The sequence below is a fragment of the Sulfurisphaera tokodaii str. 7 genome (genome assembly GCF_000011205.1).
GTDB lineage: Archaea > Thermoproteota > Thermoprotei_A > Sulfolobales > Sulfolobaceae > Sulfurisphaera > Sulfurisphaera tokodaii.
The window spans coordinates 974445-993313 of sequence record NC_003106.2; the positions used below are offsets into that span (position 1 = coordinate 974445).

General features: G+C 33.0%; 17 protein-coding genes. 11 read left to right on the forward strand and 6 right to left on the reverse strand.

The features are described from left to right. Positions 1 to 2: 2 nt before the first annotated feature. From STK_RS05535 to STK_RS05550, 4 genes are all read right to left on the reverse strand, one after another. Positions 3 to 1010, reverse strand: a complete 1008-nt coding sequence (locus STK_RS05535) for a M48 family metalloprotease (RefSeq protein WP_232616524.1) — start codon at positions 1008 to 1010, stop codon at positions 3 to 5. 423 nt (positions 1011 to 1433) lie between these two features. Then, the gene (locus STK_RS05540) at positions 1434 to 1775 is read right to left on the reverse strand and encodes a hypothetical protein (RefSeq protein WP_010979003.1); all 342 of its coding nucleotides are present in this window, start codon (positions 1773 to 1775) and stop codon (positions 1434 to 1436) included. 465 nt (positions 1776 to 2240) lie between these two features. Continuing rightward, positions 2241 to 3398: an RNA-guided endonuclease TnpB family protein gene (locus STK_RS05545; protein ID WP_010979004.1), complete on the reverse strand. Its 1158-nt coding sequence runs from the start codon at positions 3396 to 3398 to the stop codon at positions 2241 to 2243. Positions 3399 to 3527: 129 nt separating this feature from the next. Further along, on the reverse strand, positions 3528 to 3905 hold the full coding sequence (locus tag STK_RS05550; protein WP_010979005.1) for a cupin domain-containing protein: 378 nt from the start codon (positions 3903 to 3905) through the stop codon (positions 3528 to 3530). Between the two features lie 758 nt (positions 3906 to 4663). Between STK_RS05550 and STK_RS05555 the strand changes: the two genes are divergently transcribed. The 10 genes from STK_RS05555 to STK_RS05600 all read left to right on the forward strand — a co-directional run bounded on the left by STK_RS05555 (position 4664) and on the right by STK_RS05600 (position 17389). Beyond that, complete coding sequence (locus STK_RS05555) at positions 4664 to 5371, forward strand: hypothetical protein (RefSeq protein ID WP_010979006.1); 708 nt, start codon at positions 4664 to 4666, stop codon at positions 5369 to 5371. Between the two features lie 164 nt (positions 5372 to 5535). After that, the gene (locus STK_RS05560; RefSeq protein WP_010979007.1) at positions 5536 to 5943 is read left to right on the forward strand and encodes a hypothetical protein; all 408 of its coding nucleotides are present in this window, start codon (positions 5536 to 5538) and stop codon (positions 5941 to 5943) included. Positions 5944 to 6415: 472 nt separating this feature from the next. Further along, positions 6416 to 6991 (forward strand): hypothetical protein, encoded by a 576-nt coding sequence (locus tag STK_RS05565; protein ID WP_010979008.1) that lies wholly within the window; start codon positions 6416 to 6418, stop codon positions 6989 to 6991. 85 nt (positions 6992 to 7076) lie between these two features. Beyond that, positions 7077 to 7865 (forward strand): aldose 1-epimerase, encoded by a 789-nt coding sequence (locus STK_RS05570; protein WP_052846458.1) that lies wholly within the window; start codon positions 7077 to 7079, stop codon positions 7863 to 7865. A gap of 213 nt (positions 7866 to 8078) precedes the next feature. Beyond that, on the forward strand, positions 8079 to 8342 hold the full coding sequence (locus STK_RS14790; protein WP_232616525.1) for a hypothetical protein: 264 nt from the start codon (positions 8079 to 8081) through the stop codon (positions 8340 to 8342). A gap of 524 nt (positions 8343 to 8866) precedes the next feature. After that, positions 8867 to 10291, forward strand: a complete 1425-nt coding sequence (locus STK_RS05580) for a hypothetical protein (RefSeq protein WP_010979010.1) — start codon at positions 8867 to 8869, stop codon at positions 10289 to 10291. Positions 10292 to 10717: 426 nt separating this feature from the next. Beyond that, positions 10718 to 12361: a hypothetical protein gene (locus STK_RS05585; RefSeq protein ID WP_010979011.1), complete on the forward strand. Its 1644-nt coding sequence runs from the start codon at positions 10718 to 10720 to the stop codon at positions 12359 to 12361. Between the two features lie 44 nt (positions 12362 to 12405). Further along, positions 12406 to 13827, forward strand: a complete 1422-nt coding sequence (locus STK_RS05590) for an MFS transporter (protein ID WP_010979012.1) — start codon at positions 12406 to 12408, stop codon at positions 13825 to 13827. 33 nt (positions 13828 to 13860) lie between these two features. After that, positions 13861 to 14511, forward strand: coding sequence for a thiaminase II (tenA, locus tag STK_RS05595; protein WP_010979013.1), 651 nt, complete (start codon positions 13861 to 13863; stop codon positions 14509 to 14511). 22 nt (positions 14512 to 14533) lie between these two features. Beyond that, on the forward strand, positions 14534 to 17389 hold the full coding sequence (locus STK_RS05600; RefSeq protein WP_010979014.1) for an alpha-mannosidase: 2856 nt from the start codon (positions 14534 to 14536) through the stop codon (positions 17387 to 17389). On the opposite strand, the gene STK_RS05605 is transcribed toward STK_RS05600, so the two are convergent. Together STK_RS05605 and STK_RS05610 are read right to left on the reverse strand one after the other, a co-directional pair. Next, the gene (locus STK_RS05605; protein ID WP_010979015.1) at positions 17369 to 17842 is read right to left on the reverse strand and encodes a hypothetical protein; all 474 of its coding nucleotides are present in this window, start codon (positions 17840 to 17842) and stop codon (positions 17369 to 17371) included. The genes STK_RS05600 and STK_RS05605 overlap by 21 nt on opposite strands. After that, positions 17829 to 18455, reverse strand: coding sequence for a molybdopterin-dependent oxidoreductase (locus STK_RS05610; RefSeq protein ID WP_010979016.1), 627 nt, complete (start codon positions 18453 to 18455; stop codon positions 17829 to 17831). Before STK_RS05610 ends, STK_RS05605 begins: the two co-directional genes overlap by 14 nt. A gap of 112 nt (positions 18456 to 18567) precedes the next feature. On the opposite strand from STK_RS05610, the gene STK_RS05615 reads away from it, so the two are divergent. Then, positions 18568 to 18837 carry a hypothetical protein gene (locus tag STK_RS05615; protein ID WP_052846460.1) on the forward strand — a complete coding sequence of 90 codons (270 nt, stop codon included), beginning with the start codon at positions 18568 to 18570 and terminating at the stop codon, positions 18835 to 18837. Positions 18838 to 18869: the final 32 nt, after the last annotated feature.

Consider the following 18869-nt stretch of genomic DNA (forward strand, 5'->3'; position numbering starts at 1 on the left):
TTTTATACACCATATAGAAATATTCTGACTACGCTAATGAGAACGTTTATGCCTAGATATATTAGGAAAGTGTATATAATAACCTTTTTAGATTTTAGAAACACTCTAGCAATCATATATGTTAAAGCTATCCCAACTAAGAATAGTAAAATAATTAAGTATATGTTAGGGTAGCCATTTAGTGCACTCATACTTGAAATTATATAAAGTCCGGCAAGTAGGAAGGAGAAGTTCATACTTCCCCTTTCAGTCATTCCATAGTACTTCTTCACAACGGGTAAGAAAACTAGCCCTACTAGAAATAATATTACAAGAATACCTATATAAAGGAAAGGGAAGAGTTCTATTATAATAATTGAGTTTGTACGCATTATTGTAATTGTTGCTGCTACAAAAGAGAGGATTGTTGGAAACTCCCAAAAGCCTAAGGAGGATAAAGGATCTCCAGTTTTTAAAGCATTCCTTGATGAGGTGTGAGTAATTCTACTAAATAGAGGGGCTTCCTCAGTACTCTTTATATTTTTACCATATTTTATTCTAAGTATCTCCAGTAAATTCTCATACGCTTTTTCACCAATTATCTTAAATGCGAAAGCGTCAGCCCTCGATTCCGCAACCCTCAAGAAGAGGAGACTTGCAACTCCTATAGACAACACTACTAAAAGTGTTTTAATTACAAGAAGTATAGTAATATTTACGAGAGGAATAATATATGAAAAAGCTGTAAAAAATATTAAAGAGTCAATAATAGATACTAGCAATATTCCTGCTAATTGAAGTAAAATTGGATGATATTCCTTTGCATGGGCTAACTCATGCGCCTCAACTATCTTTACAAGCGATTCATCTACAGTATCAGATATAAATATTATTTCCTTAAAAGGTGAACGATGTGATAATGCAAGAACACCCGTAGTCAAACCATTATGCCCAAATTTAGGAACCCTAATAATTTTAACTTCTCCAGGTTTAACCTCTTTAAATAAATTAACCCTAGACAATACTATCATTGAAAATAAAATCTGAAATAAGAAGTTTAAGGCAATCGAAACAAATAAATCCATAGGGGTAATAGAAGTTATGTGAAGAATCCAAACAAAACAAGCAAAAATAAAAAATGAAAAAAGTATTAATGAGAAAGAGAGAAGCAAAGACATTTTCACGATTGAAATAAAAGGATTATAAACGTTTTTACTATATGATTTCGATTCTTGCACAGACTTCTGTAAACCCCCTTTAAAAGGGGCTTTAAGAAGGACTATTATAGTAAGGACTGTGAAAAATATTCCTATGCTTACAAATCCGATACCCATAAAAAGGATTATTCGCGCTAAAAAAGGATTGATTTTATATGTAAAAAATGAAAAGATAGAACTCAATATGGAAAGGAGATAAAAGAAAAATGCTGACTTTTTTTTATTCAATTTTATCACCTAACCGAAGCCTAGACCGGTGAATGCAAGCCCTATGCCTACAATTAGAAGTACTAATGCTAGCGTGTTATAACCCATATAGTGAGCTACAGCGGCAAGACCACCAAATGCTCCTGCTCCTCCAAAAAACATTCCTGCCATAGTAGTAGAAGTATCAAAATCCATTGAAAGCTCGAAACCAAAAATGCTAAACTCGACCAAATCGAGCCCTTCAATAGCCATGTAAGCGGCTAGTAGGTACATCGATAATGGAAACATTGCTAGTAGAAATATTGCTACTAGAGCTAAAAATGCAGTTACATTGCTATACTTGCTTATTACTTTCACTCTGTCTTTATCCACCTTTTCACCTCCCTAAGATGATTTTGAATACTAATTTATTTTCTTAACTATTTACACTATTAAATCACTTTATGAGATTGATTAATTAGTGTTTTCATTCTACGATCTTTATTTCAACACATATTTAACTAATAGGTTATCTTATATATCTATTTTTAATCTATTCACTTATAAATCTAAGTAATTTATCTACAAATTCATCACTTCGAAAATAATTCTATGATTAAAAGTTAGTGAAATAATTTAGCTGAATATTCTTGAATTGTAGTAATATTATTGTATCTTTTCTCTACTTTTCTCTTTATTACCTCAGTCAGTATTGCGGAGATACGACTAAAATCACGAAGAGACAGAGCATAGGGTACCTCAAAAATTCTCTCTTACCATTACGTCTTTCTTGATCTTCATGTCTTAGATCTGACTTTCTCACCGCCCTGGAAGGGCGATGGTTCCCTCCCAGAGGGTTCATCGCTCCCACCATTGATTCGGGTTTACATCCCTCATTTGGTGGGCAGACGAGAGGGTCAGAGACCCCCTCCCATTCAAATTAACTATAGCAATAACATCCCTATCATTCTCATAACCACAAATACACTTAAACCAACGATAAGAAACCTCAACCATTTTATTACCACACTTAGGGCAAGAGACGGAAGAATATTTGGGATTAACGTATTGAACTAGAATACCGTGCTTCCTAGCCTGCCACTCAATCCAGTACTGAATCCTACGATACTGCATTAGATAAAGTTTGTCACGAAACTCTTTAGGTAGTTTATCTACGTTCTTGATGAGGTTCTCAAGGTTCTCCAACTTAATAACATTAGCACCAAAATCTCTAGCAACCTCAACAACCCACTTCCCCACTTTTCTAGCAAAATCCTCCATAATACGCCTAGCCTTTTGATGAAAAGAACGAATTCTATACAAGATCCCCTTATTCTCCTTCCATCTCCTTGGGTATTTCTTCTGCAATCTCTCAGCTAAAGACTTCAAGTGGTGAACCTCGTACAAACGAGTTGGAATCCTAACATAATGAGTATCATCCTTGCCAACAACTATTTCACCCATATTAATATCAACAGCAACACTTTCCCTAGGTTCAACTTTCTCCAACGGTTTCTCAAAAACAACCTTGAGAAAAGCCTTATCACCCTTGACTACTAACCTTGCCTCCTTCATCTTCCAGTTCATATACTCCTTAATGTTTCTAGGATAACCCAGAATTTGAAGTTCACCAACACCAGAAATCCTAACAGTCATGTTATCTAAGTCCACATTATAACTTGCTTTAGGAGTTAACCATACAGTGGGCTTATATACTCTTGGAAAACGTCCCTTTTTAGGATTATTATACCAACCCTTGTATACTGAGAGTGCATCCCTATAACAGTCCTCAGCAACCTTTGATGGTAGATTGTATTCCCCTCTTAACCTCTCGTATAACTCCTCGTGGATTCTCCCTAACACACCCTTCTCTTCTGGATTTGGAACATTCTCCTTTAGCCAGAATAGGGTGAAACGGAGTGCCTTAACGTAGTTATTCACAAGGGCTAGGAGGGGTTCAGATAGGGCGACCTTCATGGAAACAGTAGCTCTGATCGCTTTAACCCTCCTAGCCATTAGGAGAAAATTAAAAGAGATGATATTTAAACTTTATAAGGGGGCTATCCATCCCCGCTGGCGAGGCTTTCCGCCACCTTAACCCCCATTTTTTGGTAAAATAAAATCTTAACTACTTTCCTTCCTTTCTCAGTCACATTTCTCATCAATCGTTTGTATACTCATATCGTCTGGGTAATCAATTATGCAAAAGAACTCTAACTCTTTATCGTAATTTACAAAAGCATGTTTAACTCCTCCATCAATAAAAATATAATCTCCATCTTTCAATTCGTAAGTTTTATCGGCAACACATACTTTACATTTTCCTTTTACTATAACTACTGTCTCTTGATATTTGTGTGTATGCATAGGAATCACTCCATTGGGCTCTAAAGTAAATCTTCTTACAGCGTAGTGTGCCCCTTCATTTTTAGTAACTAACCATTGGATGTAAGCTCCCTTAGAACCCTTAATTGGTACCTTCTGTTTTTCCACTTTCGAAATGTTTGACAAGTAGTAGTCCATGGGTTATGTTACATTTTATCTCTTTTAAAGTTAAGCATATGATAAAAAAATTGAAGAGAAAATATCAGTTACAATATTTTTCTCTCATCAAGCTATCTCTAGACTCTTCTTACCTTAAATTTTAGGGATTAAACTATGAAAAGAAGAGTAAAATTGAATATGTCTTCACTTATAGTCATTATCTCATATTTTCTTTTGTTTCTCCATCTTTTTCAAATAATCTCTCTTGTTATTTGTTCTCCAGTTGAAGTATAAGTCTCCCTTAATCTATTTGGGGTAAAGGTTTTTACGTCTTTCCAGTTAAAGTTTTGCGTTAAATAAAAAACCCGTCAAAGTGACAAGTTAAGTCGGAGTTAACTGAACAAAATATTACTTGGAGCTTTAGAAAGAGAATGAAAAGACGTAAACTACACTTGAAATAAAGGTTTTATTGCTCTCACTAAAAATTGAAAGTAATACGCTCCCTTCCTTTTAACCAAAAGGAAATTTCATTTGGAATAGCCCAAAACTCTTAAGTTTTTCCATTGTTTTTATTTCAATAAAGCAAACTATTCAGATACTTCTTCGGTTCTGTTTTCATAGGTTTATCTCAATTTTAGTATTGTGAAATTGAACAATTATTTCTAGTAAGTAAAGAAACGAGTGAATCTTATAATAATTTCTTGTTAAACTTGTTCATGAAGTGCAGTTTCTAATCAACACTGATAATCTCGATATACGCAAAAGGTATAAATTTGAGATTTAGATTACTATATTACATGGAAAGTGTTGAAGATTACGAGGAAATAATTAGGGATGCCTTTAAGATTGTTGAGAGTATATTGCCTAAAAGGGGCTATGATTACATCAATATTAATATTTATCCTTTTGGTAGTAATAGGGCTTCAATAGCATTCGGACGTAGTTCAGATTTATATTATACTGTCTTATTAATGGATGATATAAGATTTAAAGGAAAGTCTTTAGAATTCCTCATAAAAAGTTCACTTGTTACGCTACTCAGATTAAGCGTGAAAGATCTTAAATCCATTTCTGATGAAGTTAAAAAAGGGAATTTCAGTTCTTTAGAAAGGTTAAAGGGGATAGATGCTCATGTGATAGAAATTTTTGAAGAAATTGAAGAAATTACGTTAAAAGAGATAACAGATTTTCTCGTGCGGATGATAGATGAGACTGAGGCTATTATTTCAAAAAACCTGGATGTCCTTTCAACTTATGTTAAAATAGTAAGGGAAATAGGAGAAATTATGGAATATGTGGATAAGATAAAAGAGCTTGCCACTAAATTAAAGGAAAGCGAAATTCTTAATGACGTTAAAAATAAGGAAAAGGAGACCATAATGGAACTTAAAGGAATTAATACTTTGAACGAATTGTCTAGTGCAAACTTGACCGTTATTTATGATAATATTAATGCAATCTCAAAATACCTTAAAACCCAGATAATGAAATTAGAAAAAATCTGAAAAAGCGTTGTATTTTGTTTCAGTTTTTATTAAAGCCTACTTGGAACTTACTTTTAAATCAATTCTTTAATGTAGGAAAAAATTAATGGGCTTAACATCTAAAAAAGAATTTAACAAAGCAGAAAACGTAAATTTTATTTATCATTCTATTTCTAGTATACTGTATGTCTCTGGGAGCTTGCGAGCCCAGTTCAATAATTGATTGGGATTCTATAACTCTTCAAAGATATATAGGGGATAATGAGTTTAGTTTCATAAGAAGTAATGGTTATGTGAAATCAACTAATCCCAGAGGGACTTATTGGACTAATTTGCTGACTAACGATCCTATTTGCGCTAAAGTGCTCCTGGGATTAAAATATGAAGTAAAATACAGAATTTCCTCCATTCCAAAAACGATACTAAAAGATCTTCCTAGCGATATATATGAAATTAACCATATAACTATTCCAGAGACGGGGTTTATAAATTATCCTGGATTTACGAGTTTAAAGGTTATTGAAGTTATAATAAGAAAACCTCTAAACCCTAACTCTATTTATGATATGGATAATGGCACGCTCCTAAATTGAATAAAAAAGCCTATTTTACCTCAAGGTAAACATAGAATAAAATCGCATTATAACTAATTATAAATTTTACTCGGTAGGTAAGAGTACTAGTTTAATATCTTCTCTTTATAAAGACTAGCTAACTTAATTAATTTATAGTCTTTTTCATATTAGTTGCAAAGGATAAGTTAAGGTACCGAAAGTGAACTAATGACTGAAGTAACAAGACATATTTTGATTCTTGAATGTTATTTTTCCCTTAGCATTTACTATAAAAAACATTATATCTATCTATTGTCTCACTTAATAATATCAAATATCTCTTAATGCATCTTTCAGAGTCTCAATAATATTAAACTATATCCTTTATAAGGATTACACTAGCTCTAAAGAATATTATAGTTCTCGACATATCTTGATTCTCCTTTCCTGCTATCAAAGGGTAAAAATTTAGGTCAAGTAAAAATTAATAACTTCTGATCTTATTTATCTCATGGTCTCGCTTTTTAAAGCCCTCATGATGATAGGTTTTGAACATGTAGCACCTAGAACTCTACAAAGAGGAAATACAACTATATTTGTTTACCATAGCATATACGGTTTAAAGTGGGTAATTAATACTCAATTCGGTAGTGCCAGTTACTATAGTCAAAAAGATGCCCTTCACGGTTTAGTCCTTAGACTTGTAATTAGTAAAGAAGAATTAGAATTTTTAGCGTCATTAGGCATTCATTATGCCAGAGAAGAGCTAGAGAACTACGAAAGAACGTTAAAGAAAATAGAAGCTGGAGGGATAAAAGCTATAAGAGAATATTTGAGATCGCTTGAGAAAAGAGAGGAAAACAACACAAACTTAAAAAATATTGAAATGCAGTTTAGAAAGCAAGTGATTTACCCCTACTTAGAGAGGATTCTGGTAGAAACTAAAAGCAGATGTCCAATATGTGGTAGGCTAATGATAGAGACTGAAGAATTTTATAACCATTTAAGGAGTAGTAGATACAGAAAAATGGAACATGAAGAATTCTTTAGAAAAATTATCGAAGAGATAACTAATCTTTCACCTTAATCAGTTAATCTAGCCTTCCTCACCATTCAGGAGGTTGGGTGCTCATCATCACTTACTTTTTATGTATCCAATCTTATTATTGCATATGAAAATAAGAAAAGGAAATACTGAGGCTGAAATTTTACTAAGAGGAGGTTATTTATATTCCTTCACAGTAAATGGAAAAGACGTCATTTTAAGGGGAAACCTCTATAAACCCACAAGAGGTGGAATGGCACTTCTAATACCGTATGCGAATAGAGTTAAGGATGGTGAGTATGAATTTGATGGTATCAAATATTCTCTACCTAAAAATAAGGAAGGGAATGCTATTCATGGTTTAGTATTAGATGGAGCATTTGAAGTAGTTGATAAGAAAGATGATTCTTTAACTTTACAGTACTTATTGAAACATGATGGTTATCCTTCAACACTCCTCTGTAAGGTAAATTATAAGGTAGATGAAAATACACTATCCGTTACAATCTCAGTTACTAATACTGGTGAAAGAAGAGCACCTCTTACAGTTGGTGCCCATCCTTATTTTATAATTTCAAATGATTGGGAGATTTTTGCATCAACAGATGTTAAGCAATGCGTTATGAAGGATAAGATTCCTACTGGGGATCTTGTCTCTTCTAAATTTGAACATAGAGAATATGACGATTGTTTTCTAATAAATGGAGATATACAGCTTAAATCTTCTTATTCTTCTATTTTGATTAAGAGAGAAAATATGCCTTTTGTTCAAGTTTATACTGGAGTTAAAGGCGCTTTAGCAATAGAACCGATGAGTGGAGCACCAGATGCTTATCATAATGGCTTAGGATTAAAGGTTTTGAACAGTAAGGAAGAAGCTAATTTCTCTTTTCAAATCTTTGTAGAAAGAATTTGATTAGGAAAAACAAGTCGTTCAGAGGTTCATTACGAGTTGTAGCTTTCCTAGAATTAACATAATTCTACACACAAATAATACAATATAGTAAAACTATTCTTTATTGTTTAAATTATAACCTCCTTGTTAATTATACGTTAACTACTAGTCCTTAACATTACTTAGTGTGTATTTAATGGCTAAGATCACTCTATCAAGGCATAGCTTTTCTTTGTGAGATCCACAGTAATCTTTATAATACTAATAAACTTTGTAGGAAGGTTAATATTAGCTGTGGATAATGTACCAGAGATAAGCCTTATTTCTAAGATGAAGACAGTTAATTTATCCATGTCATTAATAGATTCCGTATCTACATTATTGTCAATATCTTCTCCCTTAATAGCCCTATTCATTTGGATAAATATTTCTCCAGCTTCAGTATTCTTAATCTCCCTCCTAGTAATACCTTCAGCAACAATGTTCAAAGTTGGTTAAGGAAGAGAAAGTCTTGTGATATGTATGCATAACTCTTCTTCTTTTAACTGATCCGGTTTTTATTAAAGCAAAGTGAAACTAGCTTTTAAATTAACGCTTGAATGTAAGTAAAATCAATGAGTTTGACATTTAAGGAAAATGAAGCACTAAAGAAAAGAGATGAATGTTGAGATAGTGTAAGCATTAAACTGTAAATTCTATTCCTAATATTTTAAACGTATATAGGGATATTAAGTCTGTCTTTCTCTTTACAAGCTTATCTTCCAAATGCTCTTGTTGGGAATGCTAATTTACTCCGATAATATATGTAACCTTGTGAATTATATAGTTAAACTAGAGGAAACACTTACTAATATAGATTGATTTATTTTTAAGGAAGTGGTTTTTAGGTTTAGTGAGAAGGAGTAAATCAGTTTTATCAATTATACATTATTTATCATATTTAGTTTTTGAAATTGTTACATTATAGTTATTTACTAGAAAAATTTATATAATCACTATATTAACTAAATCATTTAGAGAAAATGGTTAGGAGAACTAAAATTGTTATGGTTTCTTCTTTGATACTAATTTTTATTATAATATTAACAATTGTTATAGTCAACAATTACAATACTATATACACACTCTACGTTAAGTATACTGATCCTAAGGCTATAAATGTAATATTCTTCAAATACTCCCATAATAAATTAACACTATTACAAAACGTTTCTGTAAGCATTTTCGCATTCTACCCAACATCAAATGGTACCGTAATTAGGAGAATACTGGTTGAAAATGATACTGGTTACGTGAAAATACCCTTAAGCAGCTTAACCATAATAGCAGAGCATTGGATAAAACACTACGGCTATAACATCTCCCCATCACTACTGGGATTCGCATCATACACAATAAACGAGGGAAACCAGACAATAGCGTACATACAACCATTCACAATAACAATCTCACCATACAACATAACACACGGAATAGGGAAAACAGTAACAAAACTATTCATTAAACCAAGGAAAATTACGATAAAAAGAAAAGACCCAACTACTACTACAACAACAGTACCCCAAGAACAAGTAGAAGGAATAAACCTAATATTCTACCTAAACAAAGTATGGTTCTACCCATCAAATAAAAGCTTAGGAATAATACCACTATCAGTAGTCTACATGACTGATACAGACTACAAAGACTACGCAGGCACTCTACTACTTAAGGAAGGATATTCACAAGCATCCGGAATACAATTCAAATTTGGAGTTCTAGTACTAGGATACCCAATAACTATTTCAGGGTTCTCAATAACCACAAGTGCTAGCAATCTAGTAGTCTGTGGAAAAGGAGATTATGGTAAAAGTGAAAATACTAATTTTTTGGAGATTTATACTATGGGTCAGATTGCTTTTGCAAATTATAGCGTGTATTACTATTGTCCAGCTGCCCCTTGTGCTCCTCCACAATTTTATGGTTATTGTGATGAAGTATTTCTGACAGGGTTAGAAGTTGTAAGTTCTGGATCGGGCTATTTACCGGGATTATATAATACAACAACTCCCAACGTTCCCCCTAGTGAGTATTTTTCAAACAACCTAACCTTCATATTTAGTGTAAATCCTACTACAATTACCAATGCGTATACTTCAGTTTCAATTTATACTTCTAATGGTTTTGCTACTTATAGTGTTCCCATTAGCTTAATTATTAAGATTGCTGAGTTGTTGGGTGAGACTATTCCTTCATGGTTGTCATTAGCTTTGGCAGTAGTCTCACCTTATGTGGGGATTGTTGCATTTACAAATTCTTACACTTACTTTGCATCAACAATCTCCATAACGGATCTTTCCTCAAACACTTATTACGTATATCTAATGAACTCTAGTATACCTTATTGCATTAGTGGAGAGAAATACTATATACCGTACTACTATTACTATATAAATTATACATCGTAACTAAAAATTATAAGGTAAATTTGAAAATAGTTTTGAATTGTAATATATACTATTTATTAATATTCTGAAATTTAAACAGAGATGAAATATTATTTAATTTTATTTATTCTTTATTAAATTTTTTACTGAATTCTGTTAATATCACATTCAATTTTTATCTGAAGAAAAACTTTGCTTTTTTGGGCTATCTCTTAAGCGGAAGATTTGAGGAGTAATATTAATTTATGTGATACTCTGTTTTATTTTTTAAGATCTATTTTGTTTACAATCAATTAGTAGAAGATTTTATAGTATTTAATTGAAGGACACTTGTGTATTTACCGGTTTATTTACTAGTACACTTTCAATATTACTATCAAGTTTTTAATTCTTGATTTAGTAGTTATGAAAAGATTTAAAATAAGTTGAGTTGAAAGTTGTTATAGCATGGAAAAGCGGTATATTTCGCCGTTGACTTCAAATCTTTCTGAAATCTTAATTTGGGCTTCTATGGCTCTCTTCTCTTTATTTTATTATCCTACGTTATGGAGTGATATTCTAATAGTTATTCTACTTTCTCTAGCTGGTATTCTTCTTTTCTTTAAAGGTGATTCCAGATTTGTGAAATTAACTATTTACACTGAATTGTTCTTAGTTCCCATTGAATATTGGTATTTTTTCCACAACTTGTACCTTCTTCTAATCTTATATTTAATTTTTCTAGCTGGATTATTGTTAAGACGACTTGATATTGCTTCACTTATTGCAGTTGTTTTAGTTGCTGTTTCATCTAGAGTAGCAAAACCTTTCGGTACTGATGAATTAATGATTGATTATTATTCTGCCTATCAATTTCTTCACGGTTTAAATCCTTACATACCGTCAGTTACAAGTAATGTTTATCAAATTTATAATCTTTCTGCTGAGATTTATGGTACTCCTTATACAACTGGAGGTATTGTGACAAATTTAAATTACCCTTCACTGTCCTTTTTGCTTTATATTCCAGCTGTTATTTTCCACTTTAATCCTAATTATATTATTCTTTTCTTCTATGTTCTCTTACCCTTTATACTTTGGTATAGACTTGATAAAACAACTTTTCTTCTATTTATCTCCTCTTATCTATTTAATATTTACTACTTGCTTTATTCTTCTGGGGGTATTGATGATATTATCTGGATTACTTTTCTTATTTTATCTTTCATATCGAGCAGTGAGTGGGTTAAGGGTTTCTTTTACGGCTTATCAGTTTCGTTTAAGCAAGATCCATTAATTTTCCTACCTTTTTATCTTATACAGTTACATAGTGAAAGAAAAAATATCTGTCAATTTCTATTATCGGGAGTTATGACTTTTATCTCCTTAAACCTCTATTTTATTATTTCCTCGCCAGTTTACTATTTTCATGACATAGCTACCCCGGTGTTTGATAATTTGTTACAAATTGGTTTTGGTTTTGATATATTTTCAGTAATAGGCGTGTTTTTTGAGTATAAATATTTCTTCTTAGTATCACAACTTCTTATCTTTTCTACGTTTTTCTATCTTTATTTAAAAGGGAAGATTTCAAATTACTTAGGTGGTATATATTTTGTAATGCTCTTTATGTATAGAATGTTATGGAATTATGTAATGTATATACCATTTCTTAATTACTTAGACGGTAGTGTAGATGAGAAGATGAAGATAAATAAGGAAGTTGTGAAGCCCCTATCTGTCCTTTTCTTGCTAATACTCTCATCAGCTTTGGTATTTCATTATGCTTTTTCTTCTTACTATAACGGCTTAAAGGTTGAAGTACTTCATGTTTACACCGAGTCTAATGAAGTTTATATGATGGTTTTGAATGTATCTTACCAAGGTCCCTTAAGTGAGGTTAAACCATTCTTTAGGTTATTCTCTGTTAACGCTATCCATGACGGAAATGGTATTCTTTGGCTTTCAAACTCTACCTGGATAAAGAGTGGTGAGTGGGAAATTGTTGTTATTAAGTCTCCATCTCCAGCTTTTAATGTTGGATTAGGAGAGATAATCATAAATGCGTATTATGGTAATATTAATGGGTTTCTTACTATTACGGTGAAATAGATATATCGAAAAATTTAATAGGTAGCTTGTCTTTCCCTTTATCCATGGATTATAAAAGTAAGACACTACTCATCTTATCTGCAATGCTTTTGATTGTTAACTACGTAGAAACAATGGTTATTCCGGCTTTACCTACTATTGAGTCAGATTTCTCAATTTCTTCAACTTTAGCTGGCTGGATAACTTCAGCATATTTGCTAGTTGCAGCAGCAACTTCACCATTAATGGGTAAGCTAGCAGACACTTACGGTAAGACCAGAATGTATATAATAGCTATTGTATTCTATATTATAGCTGTAGCATTAGCTGGTTTTTCACCAAATATTTGGGTTTTAATTGCGGCTAGAGCAATTCAAGGAGTTGGTTTCTCGATGTTTCCTATAGCAATAGCGATTATTACTGATATTTATCCAAAAGAAAGAGTTGCCTTTGCCCAATCAATATTAAGTGCAACAATTGGTATTGGTCCGGCATTAGGTTTACTTATAGGTTCTTACATTGTTGAGGATTTAGGTTGGCCTTATGCCTTTCATACTGCGGCAATACTCTCCCTCATAGTTTTCTTTATCTCTTTGAAATATTTACCTCATACTGGGACAAGGTTAAAGGAGAGAGTTGATTATATAGGAGCTACTTTAATAGGTTTGGCAACTACTTTAGTTTTAGTTTATATAACTGAGGGACCAACTTTAGGCTGGGCCGCTTTAGATAATTTATGGATGTTGATTGTAGGTTTAATCTTATATGGGGCTTTTATTGCTTATGAGAGGGTTGCAGTAGAACCTTTAATGAAATTGGAGTTATTTAAAATAAGAAACTTTGCTGTTGCTAATATTGTTGGTTTAATATCCGGTATTGGTATGTTTGCTAATTTCATTTTCCTAGTCTATTATTCTCAACTACCTAAACCGTATGGTTTGGGTCTTTCAATTATTCAATCTGGTCTATTGATGTCTCCAGTAGCTTTAGGGATGATAATTTTCGGCCCTATTTTAGGGAGATTAATGCCAAGAATCGGTCCTAAACCTATAATGATACTAGGTGGTGTTTTAACAGACCTTTCCTATCTACTATTGCTGACTTTTAGGAGTACACCAGATGAGGTTTTGCTTGATGGTTTTATTTCTTCTGTAGGTTTAGTTGCATTTATTGTACCACTAGTTAACATGGTTGCATTATCTTTACCAGATCAATATAGGACTACTGGAATGGGAATGAATACGTTATTAAGGACTATAGGTGGTTCAATAGGACCAGTAGTTGCTACAGTATTTATGCAGACTTATCAAGATCCTATTGTGATGATGTTTAATAACCAAATTTATGTTATGGGATTCTTACCTTCTGCAACAGCATTTAATTATATTGCAATATTCGGAGTGACTATGATGACCTTAGCTCTAATAGTTGCCTTATGGACTAAGAATTATAAGTTTAGGACTGCTGCTGTAAGAATAGCAGAATGATTTATTTTTTATCTCCTTCTACTATTTTATTTTATGCTATCAGACGAACTTTGGGGCTCGATTTCAGATATTTATTCTTCGATACTATCACATCCATTCATTAAGGGGTTAACTGATGGGACATTAGAGGAAGAGAAATTTAAATATTATATCCTGCAAGACTTTTTGTATTTAAGAGAGTTTAGTAGGGCATTAGCTATACTATCTGCTAAGGCAGAAAAGCAAGATGATTCAGTCCTTTTCGCTACTCATGTTAGTGATGTATTAAGAGTAGAAAGGAGCCTTCATGAGTATTTTATCTCTTTATGGAATGTTGATGTTAGTAGGGTTAAGCCATCTCCCACGAATCTTCTTTATACATCATACTTACTTTCAGTAGTTTATTCGAGACCATTTTATGAAGGTGTTAGTGCTGTTCTTCCATGTTATTGGATATATATGGAAGTTGGGAAGGAATTATTAAAGAAGGGTTCTCCAAATCCTTTGTATAAACGTTGGATAGAGACTTACGGCGGTGAGGAATATGAGAAGGGAGTAAGAGCTGTAATAAATCTAGTTAATTCGTTTAATTTAACTAAGGAAGAAAAAGAGGCTGTTAAGAGACATTTTAGGATTACGTCAATGTTCGAGTATATGTTCTGGGATATGGCTTATAGGTTAGAAAAGTTCCCATTTGATTTTTAACTTTCTTTTCACAAGTTAGTTTATGAGAACTCTAAACGAACTCGAAGCTAGGCTAACGCTTATTTACGGTAATTCTTTCGTAAATGTGAAAAGACTAAACTGGATTAATTTAGAAATCGAGGGAAAGGAAAACTCTTATCTGATAATTTTAGATCATGAAGGTTCTGGTCTCATAAAAATTGATGGGGAACCTTATTTTGAGCTGGATAAGTATCATGTAATTATTCCTTTACCAGTAGGTAAGCATAAGATAAGTGTTGAGATGAGTGAGTATAAGGATTTTGGAGAAAAGGTTCATCCATCTCCCGGAATTCCGTATTATGCAGAGCTTGATTTTAATGCATACAGACTTTACATATACGGAACACAAGTTCTGGATTTGATAAAAAGCGTAGAGGATGAAGAATTAAGAAATGATTTAATTTACGCACTAACAAAGGCTTTGAAGGAGGCTTATTTTGAGACTATTTCAAATGATCAGTTGTTTATAATCTCTAAACTGGCTAAAACGTCATTAGACCTTAGCAGAATCTATAAAGAGTTGGAATATAGAATGGAGGAAGATAAGAATAGAGAGAAATATAAGAAAGGACTGGAGGTTTTGAAGGAGGAATTATTGAAACTTAAGGAGAAATATGGTAAAAGAGGTGTTTTAATAGGGATTGGGCATGCGCATATTGATACAGCTTGGCTTTGGCCATTTGATGAAACTAAAAGAAAGGTTATAAGAACTTTTTCGACTGTTTTAACACTTCTTGATAAGTATAATTTCCGTTTTATCCAGAGTTCTGCCCTTTATTATGAATGGGTTAAGGAAATTTATCCTGAACTGTTTGAAAAGATAAAGGTGAAAGTGAAAGAGAATAAGTGGGAGCTAGGTGCATTTTATGTTGAATCCGATACCAACATGATTTCTGGGGAATCATTAGCTAGACAACTACTGTACTCCCAGAGATTTTACTTAGAAAATTTCGATAAAATTGCTAAAATTTTATGGTTACCAGATACCTTTGGTTTTTCTGCCTCTTTACCACAAATTGCTAAGTTAGGCGGTATCGAGCTTTTCGCTACTCATAAAGTTTTCTGGAATGATACTAATAAATTCCCATATAATGTGTTCAAATGGGTTACACCAAATAACGATTATTTGCCTTCAATAGCTTTTGGAAATGGTAAAGGCGGTTATAATTCTGATTTCTCTGTCTCTAGTGTTTTAGAGCAATACAAGAACTGGAGGGAAAAGGATCAGCCTGTACTTTACTCTTTTGGTTACGGTGACGGAGGAGGGGGACCAAATGAGGAAATGCTAATTAGGGCTGAAGCTATAGATTTACTTCCAATCCTACCTAGTGTGAAGTTTGAGGAGATAAAGGTTAATCCCATTGATGAGTGGAAAGGTGAACTGTATTTAGAAACTCATAGGGGTGTCTTTACTTCTCACTCTAAAATGAAGTTACTTAATAGGAAAGCTGAGGTTAGTCTAAGAGAGGCTGAATTATGGTCTTCTTTAGCTGGCAATTATGATAAGGAAAGGTTTAGGAGATTATGGAAGATTGTATTGAAGAATCAATTTCATGATGTTCTACCCGGTTCGGCAATTAAAGATGTATATAAGGTGGCATATGAAGAGTTAGAAAAAGTGATTGAAGAAGCTGAAAATATTGCAAAGGAGGCAATGCTTAAGCTTCTAGGCTCTCAGGGTGAAGAAATCTATTTGTTTAATTCTCTCAATTGGGATAGGGAGGAATATGTTGAGATTAATGGCAAGTTTTACAAGGTTAAAGTCCCTTCAATAGGTTTCACTGCGTTTAAACCAGAAGAGGTAAAGGAAAAGGTTAATGTAAAAGAGTTTGAAGATTACTATCAGATCGAAAATAAGTTCTTTGTATTAAAGTTAGGTAAAGAAGGGAAACTACTTTCGCTGTATGATAAGGAAGCTAAGAGAGAAGTATTGAAGGGGCCAAGTAATGTACTTACATTTTATGAAAATATTCCAGGATGGGCAGACGCTTGGGATATTGAGAAAGGTTATGAGGAAACTAATTTTGTGGTTAAGGCAAGTTCTTCAACTGTTATAGAGGATACTGTTGTAAATGTGAAATATACGTACAAATTTAGAAACTCAGAGGTTTATCAGATTGTAAGAATTTATCCAGACCATAGAAGAATTGATTTTATTACTACGTTAAGAATGAGGGATAGAGAGTTACTTTTAAAAGCGTGGTTTAATTTTGACGTTAATACTGATAAAGCGATCTCTGATATTCCTTTTGGAGTAATTGAAAGGTTTACTTGGCAAAATACTAGTTGGGATATGGCAAGATTTGAAGTTCCTATTCAGAAGTTTGTGGATCTGTCTGAAGGAAATTATGGTGTTGCATTACTAAGTGAGGGTAAGTATGGTGTTTCTTTACGCGGGACTTCGGTAGGTCTAAGTTTGACTAAAACTCCCTTGTACCCAGATCCAACAACAGATCTGGAGGAAGTCACATTTACTTATTCTCTTTACCCACATATAGGTGATTGGCGTAAGGCTGAGGTTATTAAAAGAGCTTATGAATTGAATATCCCGATAAAGATTGTTAGGGGTAAAAGTGCTGAAAAAGAAAAGAGTTTTGTAAAAATTAACAATTTGATTTTAGAGGCTGTTAAGATCGCTGAAGATGATGATAGTTTAATTTTTAGGCTTTATGATGTAGAGAATGTAAGAGATGAGTGCGAAATAGTTTTACCCTTTGAAGTTTTGTCTGCTGAAAGTTTAGATCTTCTTGAGTTAAATAGGGTTCCAAGAGTTGTGAAAGTTGAGAGTAATAAAGTTAGAGTTAGTTTCAAAAATAGGGATATACTAACCTTACGACTACGCTATAAAATAGCTTAAATCTAAGTAAACTGCAATAAGGTACATAGCTAACCAAATGATAGGGATAACATATTTATATAATATTAGGTTTTTTACACCTTTTGATAAAAGAATAGAACCGAGACCAGAAACTGTGTGTATCATAAAGAATAACGCTAATGGTGTTATTAATGCTAAGTGTAATTCTAGTGAAATTCCTCTATTGAGTAAGCCTAACGTTATTTCAGTTATAAAGTTTGAGGTTGTAGGGCCAGCACCGAATCCAGTTATTCCTTCTAGGATTGAGAGAATGAGTAATCCTATCGATGTTTTTCTCCTAAAATTTGGTGTGTAAATCGAATCTTTAAAATATGGGTCAAAAGCTTTTGATGAAGCCATTGAAATTCCTAGACCAATTATCCAGATTGGTTGGAATAGGAACGCGAAGAAGGGAATTACTGCTGAAATAGCGATTAAATTACTTCTTTGCATAGTCCGGATACCCCCTAGATTCCCAATAACCTAAGATGTTTTTAGAAGTGAAGTAAAGTCTGACTAACCATTTAACGTAAGTATATCCCCACCAGCCTGGAACAGCTAACCTCACTGGATAACCATGAACCTGTGGTAGGGGTTTTCCATCAACCATATAGGCAATAATTACGTTTGGTTCCATTGCTTTTGAGATTGGAAGATCAGCAGTATATCCCTCTGCACCATAGCCTATAACTTTAATTACATTCGGTGAAGGTTTAACCATATCAATTATGTACTTTAGAGGTACTCCTGTCCATACTACGTTAGCTCTTAAAAAATAAGGGTCGGAAACACACTGTATGGTGTCTTTAACCTCTATTGAAGGCATTTTAAGAAGATCTTGATAAGTGAGTCTAATAGGATTTTCTACTTCACCGTCAACAGTTAAGACATAATTATTTACACTAATTTCCGGAGTACCGGCTATCTGAACTACATACCATGATCCGAAGGGTGTTAATGCGTTTTGCACATGTTGATAATTATTATATTCATATAATGATAATCTGCCAATAACTAATAGTGAGGTTGAGATGAATAATGCCTTTAGGAAATCTCTCCTTTTCATATGCGGATTCTGATGCCTTTTTTATAAAAGTTTTTACCCTAATCTAAAATTGTATTGAAATAAAATTTTTGGGAAAAAGTTTAAATTTAGTAAATAAGGGTACGTTATTAAGATGAAGATAAATAAGAGGCTTGCGGGAATAATAGGAGGAGTAATAGCGATAGTAGTTGTAGCTGTTGTAGTAGGTGCTATTGTCTTGCATCATTCTTCAGCATACAATTCGTCAATGATGTCTAATTCATCAATGGGTAGCTCTTCTATGATGGGTTCCTCGACGTCTAATATGAGTAATAGCTCAACCTCTAATATGGGTTCTTCTATGGGTAGTTCCTCCACATCAAGTTCTACGGGATCTGGTGGCGGATATAGCTGGGGATCGTGAAAGATGTTTATTTTTTATCTCTTTTATTCTAA